General features: G+C 45.0%; 16 protein-coding genes. 8 read left to right on the top strand and 8 right to left on the bottom strand.

Features of this window, described 5'->3' with window-relative positions; genetic code table 11:
• Positions 1-1,556, bottom strand: a 1,556-nt coding sequence (locus AB4405_RS19065) for a diaminopimelate decarboxylase (RefSeq protein ID WP_372062393.1), incomplete at its 3' end; no start/stop codon positions are given.
• Between the two features lie 519 nt (positions 1,557-2,075).
• Between AB4405_RS19065 and AB4405_RS19060 the strand changes: the two genes are divergently transcribed.
• On the top strand, positions 2,076-3,452 hold the full coding sequence (locus tag AB4405_RS19060; protein ID WP_372062392.1) for an aldehyde dehydrogenase: 1,377 nt from the start codon (positions 2,076-2,078) through the stop codon (positions 3,450-3,452).
• Positions 3,453-3,758: 306 nt separating this feature from the next.
• Positions 3,759-4,712 (top strand): YadA C-terminal domain-containing protein, encoded by a 954-nt coding sequence (locus tag AB4405_RS19055; RefSeq protein ID WP_372062391.1) that lies wholly within the window; start codon positions 3,759-3,761, stop codon positions 4,710-4,712.
• Between the two features lie 107 nt (positions 4,713-4,819).
• On the opposite strand, the gene ggt is transcribed toward AB4405_RS19055, so the two are convergent.
• On the bottom strand, positions 4,820-6,556 hold the full coding sequence (ggt, locus tag AB4405_RS19050) for a gamma-glutamyltransferase (RefSeq protein WP_372062390.1): 1,737 nt from the start codon (positions 6,554-6,556) through the stop codon (positions 4,820-4,822).
• Positions 6,557-6,700: 144 nt separating this feature from the next.
• Positions 6,701-7,480: a sulfite exporter TauE/SafE family protein gene (locus AB4405_RS19045; protein WP_372062389.1), complete on the bottom strand. Its 780-nt coding sequence runs from the start codon at positions 7,478-7,480 to the stop codon at positions 6,701-6,703.
• A gap of 540 nt (positions 7,481-8,020) precedes the next feature.
• On the opposite strand from AB4405_RS19045, the gene AB4405_RS19040 reads away from it, so the two are divergent.
• From AB4405_RS19040 to AB4405_RS19030, 3 genes are all read left to right on the top strand, one after another.
• Positions 8,021-8,533 (top strand): gluconokinase, encoded by a 513-nt coding sequence (locus AB4405_RS19040; protein WP_372062388.1) that lies wholly within the window; start codon positions 8,021-8,023, stop codon positions 8,531-8,533.
• Positions 8,526-10,322 carry a phosphogluconate dehydratase gene (edd, locus tag AB4405_RS19035; RefSeq protein WP_372062387.1) on the top strand — a complete coding sequence of 599 codons (1,797 nt, stop codon included), beginning with the start codon at positions 8,526-8,528 and terminating at the stop codon, positions 10,320-10,322. Before AB4405_RS19040 ends, edd begins: the two co-directional genes overlap by 8 nt.
• 281 nt (positions 10,323-10,603) lie before the next feature.
• On the top strand, positions 10,604-11,122 hold the full coding sequence (locus tag AB4405_RS19030; RefSeq protein ID WP_102468144.1) for a DUF2058 domain-containing protein: 519 nt from the start codon (positions 10,604-10,606) through the stop codon (positions 11,120-11,122).
• Positions 11,123-11,194: 72 nt separating this feature from the next.
• Here AB4405_RS19030 and AB4405_RS19025 read toward each other — a convergent pair whose 3' ends face one another.
• Together AB4405_RS19025 and AB4405_RS19020 are read right to left on the bottom strand one after the other, a co-directional pair.
• Complete coding sequence (locus tag AB4405_RS19025) at positions 11,195-11,767, bottom strand: porin family protein (RefSeq protein ID WP_372062386.1); 573 nt, start codon at positions 11,765-11,767, stop codon at positions 11,195-11,197.
• Between the two features lie 223 nt (positions 11,768-11,990).
• Complete coding sequence (locus AB4405_RS19020) at positions 11,991-12,929, bottom strand: LacI family DNA-binding transcriptional regulator (RefSeq protein WP_372062404.1); 939 nt, start codon at positions 12,927-12,929, stop codon at positions 11,991-11,993.
• A gap of 319 nt (positions 12,930-13,248) precedes the next feature.
• On the opposite strand from AB4405_RS19020, the gene add reads away from it, so the two are divergent.
• The 3 genes from add to AB4405_RS19005 all read left to right on the top strand — a co-directional run bounded on the left by add (position 13,249) and on the right by AB4405_RS19005 (position 16,332).
• Positions 13,249-14,241, top strand: coding sequence for an adenosine deaminase (gene add / locus AB4405_RS19015; protein WP_372062385.1), 993 nt, complete (start codon positions 13,249-13,251; stop codon positions 14,239-14,241).
• A gap of 347 nt (positions 14,242-14,588) precedes the next feature.
• Positions 14,589-15,167 (top strand): YceI family protein, encoded by a 579-nt coding sequence (locus tag AB4405_RS19010; RefSeq protein WP_372062384.1) that lies wholly within the window; start codon positions 14,589-14,591, stop codon positions 15,165-15,167.
• 292 nt (positions 15,168-15,459) lie between these two features.
• Complete coding sequence (locus AB4405_RS19005) at positions 15,460-16,332, top strand: patatin family protein (RefSeq protein ID WP_372062403.1); 873 nt, start codon at positions 15,460-15,462, stop codon at positions 16,330-16,332.
• A gap of 85 nt (positions 16,333-16,417) precedes the next feature.
• Here the strand turns inward: AB4405_RS19005 and AB4405_RS19000 are convergent, their stop codons facing one another.
• The 3 genes from AB4405_RS19000 to AB4405_RS18990 form a co-directional block, all read right to left on the bottom strand.
• Positions 16,418-18,034: a methyl-accepting chemotaxis protein gene (locus AB4405_RS19000; RefSeq protein ID WP_372062383.1), complete on the bottom strand. Its 1,617-nt coding sequence runs from the start codon at positions 18,032-18,034 to the stop codon at positions 16,418-16,420.
• Positions 18,035-18,376: 342 nt separating this feature from the next.
• Entirely contained in the window at positions 18,377-18,697 is a 321-nt protein-coding gene (locus tag AB4405_RS18995; protein WP_102467974.1) for a helix-turn-helix transcriptional regulator, read from the bottom strand.
• Between the two features lie 40 nt (positions 18,698-18,737).
• Entirely contained in the window at positions 18,738-19,493 is a 756-nt protein-coding gene (locus tag AB4405_RS18990; protein ID WP_372062382.1) for a phosphatase PAP2 family protein, read from the bottom strand.
• Positions 19,494-19,669: the final 176 nt, after the last annotated feature.

Genomic DNA, 19,669 nt, shown 5'->3' with positions numbered 1-19,669 from the left:
GTTGCTGGCTTGGTTGCTGGTTTTTTTACCGCCGTTTTTCTCGTCGCCTTTTTCTTTACCGTCGTCGTCTTCTTCTTAAAACGCTCCGGAAGGATTTGTGTTGCAAACACGTCTTCGACGGTTTCTGCGCGTTTAATCAACTCCGCTTGGCCTTCTTTGACTAACACCGTTGCGGGGCGAGGAAGTGAATTAAACTGGCTCGCTTGCGATTCAGCATAATGACCTACATCCATAATCGCGAGGATATCTTTAGGTTTAAGAGCCGGCATTTTTGCTCCGCTTTCCCAAATGGAAGGGATACAGATTGGTCCTGCAATTTCAGTTGGTTTTTGCTGCAACGTGTGTGTCATCTTGGTGGCTGGTAATACCCAGTTTTTCGACTCTTGGGATTCTACCAGCGTTGCTAGATACGTTGATGCATCGACCATGGTGTAGGTATAGTCCATTTCTTGGTCGTCTTTGACTACGTAAACTGACGTTAGCAATGTACCTATATTGCCTGCGATATAACGACCAGGCTCTAACCACAACTGTGGAAGTGCAAAGCTGGCACGATTGAATTCTTCTAACATACCTTGGCATACGATCTTGGCGTAGTCCTCGATGGTGTTAGTATTCATTTGATTGTCTTTGCTGCGGCATTCAGGCTCTCGCTCACGTGGCCAACCTCCACCAAGATCCATCATGAATGGCTGAACTTCACATGCGCGAGAGATGTCAATAATGTCACGGGCATATTGGCGATATAAGGCATCCCAACCCGATGGGTCTTTTGAAAATCGGCCTAAGTGAGTGTGAAAACCGTAGAATTCAAAAAGGTCAATGTCTTTGACTTTATTGATGATTTTCTTTGCTTCTTCTTTTAGAAGACCAAACTTGATCCATTTCATTGCGCCTTTGAAATCTGGAAATGGGTAAGCGTCGGCAGTGAAGTCACCAAAGAAGTCTTCTGGAAGTACTTTTAGGCGAACACCAATGAGTACCTTTTCTGTCGGCTTTATTTCGCGAGCAATACGCTCAACGACTTCAATTTCTTCGTAAGAATCGAGGTGAACGGCGTAGCCGTATTCAATCGCTTTGCGGATTGCGAGTTCAGGCTTCACCGTGCCATTAAGAGCGATGGTTTTTGGGTCTGCACCGGCGTAATGTGTGGCTTCAACTTCACCGGGGCCGAAACAGTCACCGCCAACGCCTTCTTCGTTGCAAATAGCACGAACGGCGAAGTTAGTGTTTGATTTGATGGCAAACATGACATTAACCGGCTGTGGCCAGTAGTTGCTAAATGCATTTTTAACGCGGCGCAGGTTGTTACGGAGGGTATCTTCGCTTAGTACGAATAGTGGACTGCCGTATTGCTCGATAAGGTCAGTGGCTCTACAGCCGCCGATCAGTAGATCATCACCTTGAGTAGTGAGCTCATCAGTAGGGGTAAGAATAGTGTGAAGACGTTCGGCATAGTTCATATTTGCTTTATGTTCTTTAAGAAGTTGCTGTTGCTCTTCTAGGACCATACTTAAGTGGTTTACAGATTCTTCTAAACGAACTTGATGCTTCATATCTTGCCTCTATCGAATTGGAATTCAAATTTATAAGTGCTTTAACTGATAATCATGGTATCGATTGTTTGTAAAACCATCACGTCACCCACCGTCAATAAATCTTACGCATTGAGGCTTATTGTGTTGCATTAACGTTACTTTATTCATGAGGGGTGGGTGTGGGTTGTGTTTTGGGATTATTGCTCTAAAGTGTCTAGGAGACTTTTTTCGATGATTTAGATACGGTTAATCTTTGCAAGTATATGATTTAATAAGTATCATCTATGTCTTGCCCCTTTCATTATTCCCCATTGTACTTGTCAAGTTTTCAAACGGATCTGTGTCACAAATCAATAACAATTCGTTCAATGTTTTTGACACTGAGTGACATTACCCACTTTGTTTATTCGATTAAATTGCAATCACTTTCTTGGTGCGCTCACACACTCATTTTACCAAGAAAGCGCAATAGCTAACGATTAGCTAAACAATATTAACTACAGTGCCTAGCCACTGATTCTTTATAAGGTAATGACTATGTCTTTTGATTTGAATAACGCCCAAGGTGTATTCGCGACAGTGGACGCTGCGATTGAAGCAACGCATAACGCTCAAGTTGAGTTTTATGCTACCTCTACAAAAGAAAGTCGCGAAGCTATCCTTACTGCCATTCGTGGAGCAGTATTGGCGCGTGCAGAAGACTTTGCAAAAATGGTTCGTGAAGAAACAAAGCTAGGCCGTGTAGAAGAGAAAGTCGCAAAGCATCAGTTAGCCGCAGTAAAAACGCCGGGTACGGAAGTTCTAGAAACGAAGGTATGGTCGGGTGATCACGGTATCTCTTTAGAAGAGCGTGCACCATACGGTGTTATTGGTGCAGTGACGCCAGTCACTAACCCAACAGAAACTATCGTGAACAACGCGATCTCCATGCTAGCGTCTGGTAACGCAGTCACGTTCAACGTTCACCCATCTTCAAAAGTCGTGTCAGCGGTGATGGTTGATATGCTAAACAAAACTATCGTTGAAGCGGGCGGCCCAGCGAACCTTATTACGATGGTTAAAGAGCCGACGCTAGAAACGCTTAACGAAATCGCTAAATCTCCACTGATCAACATGTTGGTTGGTACGGGTGGCCCTGGTCTAGTGAAAGCGATTTTACAATCTGGTAAGAAAGGTATCGGCGCGGGCGCGGGTAACCCACCCGTCATCGTAGACGCTTCTGCTAACTTAGACCTAGCGGCGGCTGGCGTATACGGCGGTGCATCTTTCGATAACAACCTATTGTGTATCGGTGAGAAAGAAGTTTTCGTTGAAGATTCAGTTGCTGATGAGTTCCTAGCGAAACTCGAAACCACGGGCGCTTACGTACTGTCTGCAGATGAAGCTGAGAAGCTGACGTCTGAAATCCTAACGATGGATGAAATTGACGGCGCTATGCCATGTACAGCACAAGAAATCGCTCGTGTATGGCATCCAGTGAAAGAGCACGTTGGTCAAGATGCAAGTGACATCTTGAAATCAATCGGTATTGACTCTGATACTCGTCTAGCCGTTATGGTTGTTGAGAACGATCACCCGCTGGTCCACGTTGAGCAAATGATGCCAGTACTGCCTGTTGTTCGTTGTGCAAACATCGATGAAGCGGTTGAGCGCGCCGTTGCGGCAGAGCGTGGCAACAAGCACTCTTCTTGCATCTACTCTGGCAACATCGAGAACGTGACGAAGTTCGGTCGTGCAATCAACACAACAATCTTCGCTCATAACGGCCCAACACTATCGGGTGTCGGTTACAACGCAGAAGGGACGTCAACGTTCACCATCGCTGGTCCAACCGGTGAAGGCATCACAAACGCATTGTCTTACACTCGTGCCCGTCGTTTTGCTATCGCTCAAGGCGGTTTACGTATCGTTTAATCGAAAAGTTCAACATTAGTTATCGATTCTCCCCAAGCGATAACCACCCAAAGCCGAGCGAAAGCTCGGCTTTTTTGTGTTTATACAAAAGATAATACTGATGGCAACCATGTAACAAAACATTTCATAAATAACTAACCGATCTGTTAATAGATACCATTTTAACCCATTCGATTTCATTCCGTATAGTCCACAACCGAAATGTACTAGACACCTAGTTCATTGAACTTATTTATATCTAACGAAGGGTTCGGAAGATTACGTGATGCAACGGACGGCTCAATATATTTATTGAGACTATTTAAAATGAAAAAATCTACTATCGCACTAACTCTTATCTCTGTTCTTTCTGCTGGTTCTGCTTTTGCTGTTGATAAGGGTTATGACTTCGACAAGCCTGGCAATGGTAACAAGCAGGATGATGCGCTTATTCAAGGCTCTGGTGCTCTTATTGGCGCCAACTCAGGGAACAAGACGGTTAGCGATTACTTCAAAGCTGAGAGCCCAGAAGCACGTAAAGCAGCAGCAGAAAAATATGCTGTTGAAGTCATCAAAAATGGCGGTAATCCGATAGGTGATACTGATAAGTTCGCATCTAAGTCTGACAAAAACGGTACATTGTCTGCTCATGACCACTTGATGAACGAAGGTCTTAAGTCTATCCGCAATTCTGATGAGTTCAAGAACGCGACGGACGTAGACGCAGTCAAGCTTGGCTTCCAATCTAAATCAGATATGCGTATCGCGGTTGATGATGCTATCGCAGAGCATGACGAAAATCGTTGGGGCGTAGAGAATGCGAAAGATGCCAATGGTCGAATCATCAATGGCGATACTGGTAATAATGATCCTGACTACGGTGTTGGCGCTCCTACTCCGCCAAGCAAGCCTACTCCACCAAATAAAAATACAGCCTCTATTGCTGACAATACGGCTGCAATTGCTCAAAACAGCGGTCGAATCGATAATCTTGAGGTTGCGCTTAAGCAACAAGGCGAAGAAATGAAAGAGCGCTATGACGGTGTGAAAGCAACCATGCATGCGGTCACTAACGCCCGTCCTGTTGCTTACGATGTTGGTGAGTTTGCGGTTGGTGCTGGTATCGGTGCGGCGGGAAGCAAGCAAGCATTAGCGATTGGTGGTGCATACCGCTTCAACGAGTCTTGGAGTGCTTCATTTACCACCGCTTATGAAACGGCGGGTAAACAGACGAAAGCCGATTTATCTGCGGGTGTTGGTGCACACTACTCATTCAAATAATCGATTGCCTCGATTAGCCCGGTAAAACGGGCACCCTATAACCAATGAAAAAAGCACTCCCTCTTTAACAGGGCGTGCTTTTTTACGTTCGACTGGACGAGGTGACGTTATTCACCCAAAGACGTCGACGCTCGGCGTCGGTCTGACGCGCCGTAAATTTTGCCGTCTTTTAGCTCAATGGCATTAAGCCCACTCACAACAGGAATAACATGAACCTTGTACCCCATCTCAGTAAATTCAGGCACAAGTGATTCCGCAAAAGTGCGTTTTTCAACCAAAAGCCCGGTTGGGTTGTAAGGCTTGGTGCGATCAATCTTGGTGCCGTACTGAATATTGGGTAAGTCGATAGCGGCTTGAGCCGACAGATCCCAATCTAACACCCCCACAATGGTTTTCAGCACATAGCCAGGGATCTGTGAACTGCCCGGGCTACCAACAACCAACCTTAGTTTGCCGTTTGGATCCATCACCATAAGAGGGGTGATGGCTGATCGTGGGCGTTTACCTGCTTCAATGGCATTTTGAACTGGCTTACCATTAAGCGTTGGGATAGAAGAAAAATTGGCCATTTGCGCATTGAGTAATACACCATCAACCATCACACCCGAACCCATCCCGGTGCCAACAGTACTGGTCATGGCTATGGCATTGCCTTCACTATCGACAATCGAGATATGTCCGGTATCTTGGCTTTCAAATCCTTCATGATTAGCAGGAACCGTATCGCTCACCTTTCCTGGTGTGATGTCTTTGGATTTCCCTGCGCCTTCTTCTGGGATCATTTCATAGCGATCATCGATGTAACCCTCGGCTAGCAGCTCTTTTACTGGTGTATCGACATAGCTAGGATCCCCGGCGTAGGCGATGCGATCTTCTTTTGCAAGTCGCATGGCTTCAACCATTAGTCGCCATGGTTCGGCATTGGTATAGGGCATATTGGCAATGTCGGACTTTTCCAACATATCCAGAGATTGAGAAACCAATACTCCCCCTGAGGCAGGGTAACCAAAGGAGACGATGTCGTGCCCTCGGTAACCAGATTTCACAATATCGCGCTGCTTTACTTTGTAGTCGGTGAAGTCTTTTAGGGTGAGCTTACTTTCGTTGTCTTTGAGGCGAGCGTTGACGGTGTCGACGATATGTTGTCCAAATGCGCCTTGGTACATGTAGCGGTCACCTTCAGTTGCAATCTTTTTCAGTGTTGCCGCCATTTTGGGGTTGGTCATTTTCGTGCCGGTTGGGCGTATTTCTTTATCGTCCCAATACAGCGCCTTGATTTCTGGATCATGGATGAGTCGCGTTTTTTCACGAACGACGATGTCGTAGGTATAGCTGTTCATCGCGTAGCCATTTTCAGCGTAGTTGATGGCGGGCTGCACCAACTGTTGCCAATCGAGTTTGCCATGTTCCTTGTGCGTGCTGTAAAGCAGTTTGAGCGTCCCAGGAATTGCGACCGAGCGTGGGCCAAGTATATCGTTGCGGCTGATGGCTTTACCATTGCTGTCTAAAAACATGTCCGGCGTTGCACTGGCGGGCGCCGCATCACGGCCGTCGTAAGCGGTGAAGCTTTTGTTTTTATTGTCATAGTAAAGAGCAAACGTGCCCCCACCAATGCCGGTCATATCCGGTTCGACCACACCCATGACAAGCTGCATGGCGACCATCGCATCAATCGCATTGCCCCCTTGTTTCAAAATAGAATAGCCAGTACTCGTGACATAAGGATTGGTGGCGCTCACCATAAAGTTGTCACCCTCACTATTAGGTAAGGTAGGAAAGGGATCAGGTTTTGCTATCACGGTACTAGAAACGATAGACAAAAGAAGAAGACTTCGTACAGACATGTAGACCTCAAATAAAGGGTATTGATAGTAATTAGGCTAGCGGATATGAGTAACATATCCAGTTTACTTAAGGTTACGGCAATGTCAGAAGACAGCCTGAGTTAGGTAAAGAAGGCATAAACCCAGACGAGAGATAATGCTCGTTTATAGGTAGGTGCTGTAAAAGAAATACAGGGTGATGGATATGGAACTGTAGGTAACAAAGCGACGCACAATGATTTGAGGCACCTGTTGGGAGAAATGCGCCGCGAAATAGCCGCCTGTTAATGTACCTAGCATGACGGTAAGCCCTGAGCTCCAGTCAATCAAATCGGTAAAAATAAAAATAACGATGGCCATTGCAGAAGCACACGTCGAGATCAGTAGTTTTAGCCCGTTCATGAGATTGATGTCGCGGTAGCCTGCAATCGCGAGGTAGCTCAACCCAATTACACCTAACCCAGCGTTGAAAAATCCGCCAAACACCCCGACAGAGAACAAAAACAAGCCAAGAAAAACAGTGATGAATCCACCATGATGAGTATCACCAGTCGAAAGTTTTTGCAGTGCTCGGTTAGCTTTATCGCCAAAGATAAACAACAGGGTAGCCGCGAGTAAAAGCCACGGTACCGCATACAAAAATTGCTGCTCCGTTGTGTAGATCAGCAACAAACTACCGCTGAAGCCACCGAAAACACTGAGCAATACGATTTTGATCAGATTGGAGCGGTCTTTGATGATCTCGCGGCGAAACGCAAAAGTCCCACTGAGGTAACCGGCGCAAGAAGCAAAGGTGTTGGTCGCGTTAGCAATAATAGGAGGAATGCCAACGAAGATGAGGGCAGGGAAGGTGATAAAGCTGCCGCCACCGGCAATCGAATTTAGAATGCCACCGAAAACTCCGGCACTAAAAAGCAATAAAAGCTGTAGAAAATCCAGTGACATAGTGGTTAAGTGCTGAGTTGAAACAATTGATTAACAATAAAGGATTTTGTTTTTTCCAGCAATACTGTTTACCCGTGATTGAGAGGTGGCTTAACGTTTAGCTCAACCCTCTGACGAAGCACGAAGCACGAAGCACGAAGCACGAAGCAAGTTTACCTATACACGAAGTACGCTGGTGGTTAAGAGACAAAAACGAGCTAAGACTTCTCTAAGGTTAATCATCATTGAGAAAGCCGACGTAACGTGCCACTTGGTTTTACGATACATAGTCGAAATTATACAACGTAGTTTTTATGTGTAACCAATTGAATTGTTGTGAAAAAACAAGGTTTGTCGAGGTGTTTTCAATGTGATGATATACGCTTCTATATCTACGATTAGCCGATCCATGTTCTGCTTGGGAAATAATTAATTGTGTCGTAGCTCACACTTATTTAAGTTACTGGTAACATGTTACCAGTAACATGCATAATATAAACCCATATTGACGAATTAATTAAAATCAGGATTCAACATAGGCTTGGATTAGGGGATAAGAATATGGCGGGTAGCAGTGTAATAGTGATGGGCGTGTGCGCATCAGGAAAAACCACAATAGGGGCAATGTTGGCGCAGAAATTGGGCCGAAAGTTTATCGATGGTGATGATCTTCATCCACGAGCGAATATTCAAAAAATGGGATCAGGTGAGCCACTTAACGACGATGATCGTGCCCCTTGGTTGGAGCGTATCCGCGATGCGGCCTATAGCCTTGAAAGCAAAAATGAACACGGCATCATTGTTTGCTCTGCATTAAAACGCCATTACCGAGATCAAATTCGAGAGGGTAATGAACATGTTACTTTTCTATTTTTAGATGGTAGTTATGATTTGATCCTTGAGCGTATGCGTAATCGCTCAGGCCACTTTATGAAAGAAAATATGGTGAAAAGTCAGTTTGATGCGTTGGAACGCCCAGATACTGAACCACAGACGGTGGTTGTAGATATCGACTGTACGATGGATGAAGTGGTAACGAAAGCAGCGATTGCTCTGGAGGTTTCACGTGGTTAATCAAGTAGTCAGAGAGGTCACCTCACGCATTATTGAGCGCAGTAAAGTGTTAAGAAGTCAGTATCTTGAGTCGATGAAGCGCCAGGAGTCGCTAGGCAAAGGCCGTACTCAGTTGTCATGTGGTAACTTGGCTCACGCGGTCGCTGCTTCTTGTCAGAGTGAAAAAGATCAAATCCTCAATTTTACTCGTTCAAACGTTGGTTTGGTGTCGTCGTACAACGATATGCTGAGCGCACACCAACCGTATTTAGGGTATCCACAAGAGATTAAAGTGGCGCTGTCTGAGTATGGTCATACCGCGCAAGTCGCGGGCGTCGTGCCAGCGATGTGCGATGGCGTGACGCAGGGCCAACCGGGTATGGACATGTCGCTCTTTTCTCGCGATGTGATTGCACAAGCCACGGCGATTTCACTGAGTCACAACGTATTTGATTCCACATTACTGCTCAGTATTTGTGACAAAATTGCGCCGGGGCAATTGATGGGCGCACTGACTTACGGTCATTTACCCACCGCTTTCGTCCCTGCTGGGCCAATGAAAACAGGCATCAGTAACGAAGAAAAAGTCGACGTTCGCCAGAAATATGTTTCGGGTGAAGTGGGTGATGATGCGTTATTAAAGATGGAATGCAGCGCCTATCATTCACCGGGAACCTGCACCTTTTATGGCACTGCCAATACCAACCAGCTTGTTTTTGAATCCATGGGATTGATGTTACCGGGATCGGCGTTTGTTCAACCCGATACCGCGCTGCGACGTGCATTGACAAAGTCTGCAGCGGTATCGATAGCCTCAATGGCGAAGGCTACGCCAAATTATCGACCGTTGTATAAAGTGGTGGATGAAAAGAATATCGTCAATGGTGTGATTGCACTGCTTGCTTCCGGTGGTTCTACGAATCACACCATTCATATGGTTGCGGTCGCAAAAGCGGCAGGTATTATTTTAACGTGGCAGGACATGAGCGACCTGTCAGATGTCGTGCCGTTACTGGTTAAAGTCTATCCAAATGGCCCGGCTGATGTGAACGCCTTCCATGACGCAGGTGGGGTACCTGCATTACTGAAACGTCTAGATTCGGAATCCTTACTGCACCGAGATGTTCAACCTGTGTTTGGGTCATTTGCTTCCCAAATGTCGCTGCCAAGTTTACAAGGTGAAGAATTGATTTGGACGCCTGTTGAGGAATCGACGGATGGCGCTGTGATCTCACGATTAGATGAGCAGTTTAGTCAAAGTGGTGGGACGAAAGTACTCAATGGGAACTTGGGGACGTCGGTCATTAAGGTCTCTGCGGTATCGGAAGATTATCGGCTGATTGAAGCGCCTGCCAAGGTGTTTCGATCTCAGCATGATGTTGAAAAAGCGTACCATGATGGTGAGCTCAATCAAGATTGCATGATTGTGGTGACGCATAACGGCCCCGCGGCAAACGGTATGCCTGAACTGCATAAACTGATGCCGATTTTAGGGAATATTCAAAAAGCAGGGCATCAAGTGGCTCTTGTCACCGATGGCCGTCTCTCGGGCGCATCAGGTAAGATTCCATCGGCCATTCATATGTCACCAGAAGCGGTGCGCGGCGGCGTGATTGGGTTAGTGCAAGAAGGCGACATAATTCGCTTAGATTGTCAGACAGGAACGTTAGAAAACCTGACCGATATGACAGGACGAACGCCGGCGGTGGTAAATACGGAATCACAACAACAAGAGTGGGGGCGCAACCTATTCTCAGTGATGCGCAATACCGTATCGAGTGCACAAGAAGGCGCAAGCTTTATCGTATAGAAAGCGTTTGATTACCCGTCCATATATTCAAATATCAAAGAGCCAGATGAACCCACGGCTTGTCTGAGTCATTTGTAGAGCCTGCTTGAGTTTATCTTGGCAGGCTCTTTTTGTTTTGTGTCATTGTTTTTGTACAATTGCTTTATGCGATGGTTTTACGCGAGTGGTTTCAGTTACTCTTATCTATACATAGCAGGAAAGTTGCTATTCAGGCTTGCTCAACGCGTCATTTCTTGGGATCATCGCAGCAGATAATGAAAATTTTTATAGGCCTGTTATTTATGTCCAAACTAAGTCTCCAAGAACAGATGCTAAAAGCTGGTTTAGTTAACGAGAAGAAACTGAAAAAAGCCAAGAAAGGCTCAAAGAAGTCACGTGTTCAAGCCCGTGAAGCTAAAGCCGCTGTGGAAGAAAATAAAGCCGCGCAGGTTGAGCGTGATAAACAGCTGAATAAAGAGCGTGATGAGTTGGTATTGAGCAAGGAAATTCTTGCTCAGGTTAAGCAGCTGCTCAATATGAACAAGATAGACAACAAGCACGGTGATATTAAATACAATTTCACGGATGGTAACCTAGTGAAATCCCTGTACGTCGTGCAAGAGACGCGAGATCAGTTAGCGAAAGGCATCTTATCGATTGCGCGTTATGAAGAGACTTACGTTGTGATTCCGACGATTGTGGCGAAGAAAATTGCTGAACGTGATTCGACGACAGTACTCGAGAATGATGTTAAAGAAGAAGTCCTAGCGGAAGATGACCCATACGCAGAATACGCGATACCCGATGATTTGATGTGGTAACCGTGACTCTGAAATAAAAAAGACCGCTGAATGTTCAGCGGTCTTTTTAGTTACTCATCTAGCGATGACGGATTAGAACTTGTATGAAGCGCCTAGATATAGGCCACCAACAGTAAATACGTCGGTGTTGTCTGGTGCCACTTCTACATTGAATGCATCTATTTCGTAAGCAAGGCGCATCGCAAGGCCGTCAATCATTTGAGGTGAGTACTCAACCCCCACGCCATAACGCAACCCAGTAGCCCAGTCATCTTTTGTTTGACCGTTATCTTTGAGCTCCATTCCAACTCGGGATAAACCGATTGTCGCAAATGGGCGAAGACCGATATCGAACGTGTAGCCAAGGTTTGCCGCTAACGACAAGCTAGTTGGGCTCGCGGAAGCATCGGTGTCTGACGACGTACTTAATTTACCGTAATGCGTATAACCGGCTTCAATTGCCACGATACGGTTGAATTGATAGCCTCCGTACACTTTCAACGCTCGCTCACCATCCATTGTTGGAACGCGAGATTCATCGACATTTTCCATCTTACTTTCTGTAAGGCCAAACCCACCACCAATATAGATACCTGAGTCAGTTGCGCCTGCATAAGCGCTTGAGGCAAATACGGTACATAGTGCTAGAGCCACTGCTTTTTTCATTCTTAAACCTATTCTTTAAAATTGTATTTATAAGGACGTTGTTATTTGCGCAGTATTATAATGATTTGGTGTGTTTATCTCTGTGTAGGGAATGTCTGAGTCTGTATAGATGGTGTCACATTGTGTGACAATAGGCAGCAAGGCTATGCTACCTATTGTGGATATCGAACACGTGCTTACTGAAAATACGATTACCGAGAGGATAGCGATTGAGATTATGGTTTTAGAGGCTATCTCCTGTTGTTAATTGGTGTCCCAAGTCGTAACTCCGTTGTTTTGGACGTTCTCCTTTTAAAGCGGCAATGAGTAGCTGTGCGCTTTTTTCACCAATTTCGTAGCGAGGCGTGTCAACACTGATGAGCCTAGGGTGAATCGCTTGTCCGATATCTAATGCGTTGTAACCCACTACCGCGAGGTCGTCAGGAACTAAAATATTTCGTTGCTGCGCGGTTAAGATAGTGCCAATTGCCAGGTCATCATTGGTGCAAAATACGCCATCGATATCAGGGTATTGTGCTAATGCCATATCAAGCAGTTCAGAGGCTAGAGAGAAGCTAGAGTGCGAGCCTGTTAGGATATGTTTAATCTCTAACCCAGCTTCGCTCATGGCCTTATCGTAACCTTGCATACGAAGTTGAGTACGGGTATCTAGCCGTGCACCAAAGTAGGCTATCGACGTTCGCCCTTTGATGATCATCTGTTTTACGGCTTGATAAGATGCTTCAATATGATCCAACCCAACGGCCATATCAATCGGGTTCTCGGGCAATTCCATGGTCTCAACCACTGGGATGTTAGCGGTTTTAATCATTTGTAGGGTGCGTTTTGTGTGGTGGCTTTCCGTTAGAATGAGCGCATCGACTTGATAAGATAGTAATGAGGCGACCTTGTTTTCTTCCTCTTGTTCATCGTAACCAAAATGAGCAATCAATGTATCGTATCCGTGCGCTTTAGTGACCGCCTCGATGCCTTGAACAAATGATGCGAAAATTTGGTTAGAGAGCGACGGCAATAAAATCCCAATCGCTTTACTTGATGACTTAGATAGCATCGCTGGCGCTCTGTTCTCGATATACCCCACTTCCTCTACAACTTTGGCAATCTTGACTCGCGTTTTAAGTGCCACTGAGTCGGGATTACGCATGAAGCGCGATACCGTCATTTTTGTTACGCCAACTTGATCGGCGATGTCTTGTAGGGTGGGACGACCTTTTTGTTCCACTGTATTATGCCTGACGAATCAATGATAATGTTACATGTAACATTATCATTGATTCTCGTCTAAATCCAAATGCTTGTACATCGTGTCCCATAATAGTGAAGCAGGGCGACTTATTATTTTTTGAGCGCATACGTTTGCGTGGTTTTTTGCGTGTGCAAGGGGTCATTGATTCGTGTATGTTTGCTGCTCAAAGTATGCGCTACGCTATTTAATGAGTAAAAAATATCATCGTTTAAAAATAAAAAGAGTGAGAGTTAGAATGAATTACCACGCATTACCAAAAATTGATCTGCATTGTCACCTCGATGGTAGTGTCAGACCAGAAACGATTATTGAACTTGCCGCGCAGCAAGGTGTGTCGTTACCAAGTACCGATGTGGACGTGATTCGTGATCTGATGATTGCACCAGAGACTTGTACCGATCTGATGGAGTATCTAAAGCGCTTTGATTTGCCATTGTCTGTGATGCAAACCAAAGAAGCGATCGAGCGTATTGCCTTTGAAGTTTATGAAGATGCGGCATTAGAAAACGTAAAATATATGGAAGTGCGCTTTGGCCCTCTGCTTCACCGCGAACAAGATCTAACGATTGATGCGATTATTGCCAGTGTTGTTACCGGCATGAAGCGTGCAGAGGCGGCTTACGACATCAAAGGAAACATTATTTTATCTTTGCTGCGCCATATGCCGACCGATGATATTAAAGCCGTCATCGATGTAGGAGCTCAGTACGTAGGTCAAGGTGTGGCGGCATTTGATCTTGCAGGCGGTGAAGAACCTGGTTTCTGTGAGAAATTTATTCCTTTCGCTCAGTACGCTAAAGAGCAAGGGCTTAATGTCACGATTCATGCCGGCGAGCAAGGTGAAGGACAGAACGTCTTTGATGCGATTACTATGCTCGGCGCTGAACGTATCGGGCATGGTATCCATATTACGACCCATCAAGCGGCATTTGATCTTGTTCACAGCAAGCAAATAGCACTTGAAACCTGCCCAAGCAGTAACGTACAAACCAAAGCGGTTGAGAATCTTGCTGACCACCCAATTGAATCGTTTCGTCAACAAGGCATTCCTGTGACGATTAATACAGACAATCGCACAGTATCGAACACGACCATGACTAAAGAAGTGCAAAAGGTCATTGAACAATTCGGTCTATCGGCTGATGATTATGCCCACATTTATCGTAACAGCGTTGATGGTGCATTTACGGATGAGAAGACTAAGCAGTGGTTGCTATCCAAAATTTAAAATCAAAATCGTAACCTAAGCAGCGTAACCTTACTCGTTGAAACTGTTTAACAAAAGCCCTGATAGTCGATACTGTCAGGGTTTTTTTACATCATTTTTGGTACCTAACAGTCGAGTTTATATCCTATGTTAAAAGTATGTCCTCGCCTGAAAGTAGCCGTTTGAACGGGGTGGAATTAAAGCAGGAGATTATTATCGTGGTTATTTATTCTATTTAGTTAGCTGTTAGCTGTTAGCTGTTAGCTGTTAGCCGCTGGACGATGGCGCTCTGCTAAGCGCAGGCTTGGGGTTTCCTTAGGAGTGGTCTACAACTTAATAGTGCATTTTTATTTATCAAGGATAATGGGATGAAGATTGGATTAAGCACTGGTTTAATCGCGTTGATGCTAGCACTTCCAGCATCGGCGAGTTGGATGCTCGATGAGCAGGACTCAACACTTAAATTTGTGTCGACGAAAAAAGCGGCGGCGAGTGAAGTACACCATTTTAAAGCAATGTCTGGTTCGATCAGCGATGACGGCAAAGCAACCGTTATTCTGGACTTGAGTAGCGTAGAAACCAATATAGCGATTAGAAATGAGCGCATGAAAACCATGCTGTTTGACGTGGCGAACTTCAAAGATGCAACGATCACTACCGTCGTCAATATGAGCGAACTCGATGGCTCTGATATTGGTGGTATTTACACCACAACAGAGGATGTTACCGTGGACTTGCACGGTAAACAAAAAACGTATGCTGCGAATCTTACCGTCATGAAATTGTCAGAACATAAGCTTGCCGTAGTCTCAAACAGTCCAATTATTTTGAAAGCGGCTGATTTTGGTTTGGAAGCGGGTATAGAAAAGCTAAGAGAAGTCGCGGGTCTACCGTCAATTAATACGTCTGTCCCGGTGACTTTTATTTTGGTCTTCGATCATAAATAAGTAAAATACCTAATTGGAATCACCTAAACGCACCTTTGGAGCGTTTAGGTGAGTAAATCTCGAACTTAGACATGCCCATTCTGATACCCCTGAGTCATATTCACACTGACCAGCTTTACGCTAATAATACCTGTATCAATAACTTATCTTCAATCCTGGATTGATAGGTATCTGTATTGATAGGTATCTGTATTGATAGGTATTAGCTATTTTATCTATCACATAATCCGATTATATTTTGTTTTTGGCTTTCTCTATCCTGTAGTTCTATGATCGGAGTAAGAAAATGACAATGAATAGACGAGCATTAATTGTAGAAGGTGGCGCAATGCGAGGCATATTTGCCAGTGGCGTCCTTGATGCCTTTATGGAAGACAATTATATGCCTTTCGATTTTGCTATTGGGGTGTCGGCCGGCGCATCAAATTTGGTGGGCTACTTGTCGCAAGCACCTGAGCGGAGTTTTGATGTCATTACCAAAATGGCCACAAATAAACGTTTTTTTAATCCTACGCGTTTTGCAAAAGGTGGCGATCTTGTTGATGTGAAATGGCTATGGGAGGAATCGAATCAGCGCTACCCACTTGATTGTGAGGCGTTGTTCTCAAGTATTCCAATGTTTGCAGCTGTTACCAGCATTGACACTGGACTGGCTGACTACTATCGAGTGGAGCCTCATTCTTTAGCGAACATTATTGAAGCGACGACAGCACTCCCTCTTGCTTATCGTCGTCCCCCTTGTTTTTCCGGTGGCTGTTATACCGATGGTGGTGTGGCAGATTCTATTCCTGTTCGAGAGGCGTATCGTCGTGGAGCCCGAGACATTACCGTGATTTTGTCTCACCCACTAAGCTATGAAATGAAAGCCAGTAAATATTCTTGGCTTATCAAGATACTGTTGAACAAATATCCTAATATCGCTGAAGCAATGAAAGTTCGTTCAGACAATTATAATCAGTCACTCGATTTCATTCGACACCCTCCCAAAGACGCCACGATCAGGGTGATCGCCCCTCCTGAAAACTTTGCAGTGAAACGATTAACGATGAACCAAGAGATTTTGAAACAAGGCTATCAAATGGGACGAATGGCGGGAGAGGAACATCTATTGATTCGCCAAGGCCGGTATGGTCTGCATGAAGAAAACTGCCATTTTTGTTTTTGAACCAAACCGAACAACACAGTAAACGACTTGGTTCAAATATGATGTGCTAACTATCGATGCGTCATTTCTTGGGTAGATTGAGACGCTAAATTTTAAAATAAGCCAGTTTATGTGATAAATCTTCAGATGCTTGAGCCATTGTTTGAGATTGTTCCGCTAAATTCTGGCTGGTTTGTTTAATCTCATTGGTCGACATATGTACGACACTCACATTTTCATTGACGTCATTAGCGAAGATGCCTTGCTGTTCAGCGGCGGCGGCAATTTGTGTCACCATATCGTACGTTTTATTTAAACTGTTTACAGCATCATTGAGCTGCGCTTGCGTTTGTGTGGCGAGTTGCACACTGTGTGTGACCTTATTTTGATTGGTTGCCATGACACCAAGAACACGAGTGGTGCGCTTGTTGAGTTCATCAATTGTCCGTTGGACCTGAGACGTTGACTGTTGGGTCCGGCTGGCGAGGTTTCTCACTTCATCAGCGACGACAGCAAACCCTCGGCCTTTTTCACCGGCTCTCGCAGCTTCTATCGCGGCGTTGAGTGCGAGCAGATTCGTTTGCTCTGACACTTCAGTAATGACATTGACCACATGACTAATATCGGCGACGCCTTTTTGAAGCGCTTCCATCAAGGTATGCGTATCGGTGATGTCGTCTGAGATTGATCCGATATTATCCAATGTGTGGGCCATACTACGACTCCCATTATTAGCTAACGTTTTGCTTGTTTCTGTCGTTTGGGAGGTCCTTTCGGCATTTTCTGCAATATCTTGAATTGTGGACGACATTTCATTCATTGCGGTTGCAAGTAATTCAAGCTGTTGATTTTGCGACTCTATGCTGGTGGCCGTTTCTTCACTGGTTGCGGCGATGGAGGATGAAAGCTGCTCTGAATGATGGGCCGATGTTTTCGCCACAGAGATTGTGTCGCGAAGGGCTACCATCATCCGCTGTATTTGATTACTTAAAACCCCTAGCTCATCTTGTCTGTTTGTTTCTAGGGATTGGGTTAAGTCCCCATCTGCGATGTTATGTACGCTTTTTACTAAGGACTCGATGGGTAGAATGATGTTTCGAGCGATAGCGCCACAGATCAGAACGAGAAAGAGAGCCGCAATACCGTCAATCACCAACTCTTTGATCACTGAGGATCTAAACTCATCGTCAATATCAGAAAGAGGCACGCCAGTCCCAATGATCCAATCCCATTGGGGGATATAAATCACGTAAGTGATCTTCTCAGATTCTGTACCTTGTTTATCTTTCCAGAAATATTGTACAAAGCCTTGTCCCTCAGAGACGGCAAGGTTGATCAGTTGCTGCATAAAAGGCTGACCGCGGGCATCCGTGATCCCTGATGTGTTGATACCTTCATAGTGAGGTTGTGTGGGGTGCATAACGATATTCTGGCTAGCGTTGGCCACCCAGAAGTAATTGCCTTGTTCATATTTCAGCTGACGTATGGCAGCCAGTGCCTGTTCTTGCGCCTCCAGTGTTCCTGCTCCGTTCTCCAGACCGATGTAATGATGGACGAGTGTTTTTACTATCTCGATATTGGTGCGAATCCCATCTTTTCGATGTTCATAGTTTTGTTGTTTTTGTACCGTGAGATTAAACACACCAATGGAAAAAAGAATCATCACCGCAATAATAACGATGAACTGAAGTTTGGTACGGATAGACAAGCTGTTGAGATTCACTTAAACGTCCTTTGAAGGGGGTTTTGAGTTCTAAATTGAGCTCGGTTTATGGTTGAATCTTTGTCGGCAAATGCATGAAAACATTGATACCCAGAATTGATTAACTATGAATAAAGTGAATACATAGAGGGGTGAACTGAGGGGGTGTCGAAGGGGTTGTTGGGTGCTATTGATCGTGGTGATGCATTGGTGTTAGTTGTTCGTTTATTGTATGCAAGCCTATTGGCTGGTATTGAAACATCTCGAACGTCATGGTGAGATTCGAGATGTCCTCATTGTATAAATGGCAATGCGGTGATGCTGCGTTGTGATCGACAGATTGACTCGAACGCAGTGCGGTGTCTAAGGGGTTTCACTACACGAATCGTCACTGCAAGACTCATCGATACAGCATTCGTCTTGTAAAAACCCAATGACGCCTTCTAGATGCTCATATTGGGCAACACAATATAATGTGCGTCCCTCTCGGCGCTGCGTGAGCAAGTTAGCAGAGGTGAGACTTGAAATATGATGCGATAAGGTTGAACCTGGGATGTCGAGTCGATCTTGAATCTCACCTACCGGTATACCTTGATGGCCTGCACGCACTACTTGGCGATATATTGCTAATCGTGTGACGTGGCCAAGCTCTTTTAGTGCTTTTGCTGCAGTGGTGATTTGCATAGAGTTTCTCCCATTTTTTGTATTTCGATAATAATGGAAATTACTGGGAGTCTCTAGCTTTTTTTAAGGTTTCAAAGAGCCTATCGAGGATTGGGTAGGCCATGGGAATCACGACATACAACCCAAGAGCAAATAGCATGGACCCAAATAAGTCTATAGGCCGATGCATACCAAGCCATAAACGGCTCATCGCAACACCAGACGCCCAAGCTAAAGTCAATGCCGCCAAAGTATAATGACCATTTCTTACAAACAAACCACCAAAAAACAGCACACAAATTGAAGCAAAAATAGTGTGCCCAGAAGGGAAGGAATAATCAGTTTCACCCATCCAATGTTTGGTTCTCCAGTGACTGACTTGTTGCGATGTTTGTTCGATGGCTTGATTCTTCTCTTTTACGCTGAGGTCATAAAAGCCTTCCGGAGAATGTACGATATGCTGCTCCGCCAGTAGTTCCGTGTAGGGACGTGGGCTCTGTGTAACGTCTTTTAACAGTGATTTAGCAGCAAAACTTAATACCAGAAGTAACCCTAATTGGACAAGAAGAGACAACTTATTCGGTGCCTTTTTTACGACCCATGCCGCTGTTGTCATGAAGACCACTAAGGTCATTAAGAAGCCTTGATGTCCGGCCGAATAAGTAAGGTACTGCATCGCCGCGCCAGTTACATCACTGACGTCGCCACTCAATACGGATGGATAAAAAATTAACGTTAACAGAAAGGTAATCGTAGCGAATACGGAGAGGCAAAGCATGCCGGAAATTTTGGTATCTGAGGTTGAAATATGTGGCATGGTATCCGTCTACTGAATTTTTTCAGCAGGCATCATAAGGGATTATTACGTTATTTCTAACAGAGCAATGTCATAATGTGACATTGATATGAATCTCGGCGGATACAAAATGCGATAGGGGTGTGCGTCTTAGTTCTAAAATTATTACGATTTGGCTTTAAAATTAAGACGTAACG

Origin of the sequence: Vibrio sp. 10N.261.51.F12 (genome assembly GCF_041471725.1) — a bacterium.
In the GTDB taxonomy this organism is placed as follows: Bacteria; Pseudomonadota; Gammaproteobacteria; order Enterobacterales; family Vibrionaceae; genus Vibrio.
Note: the sequence above shows the minus strand (reverse complement) of the source record. Positions and strands in the feature narration are given on the sequence as shown.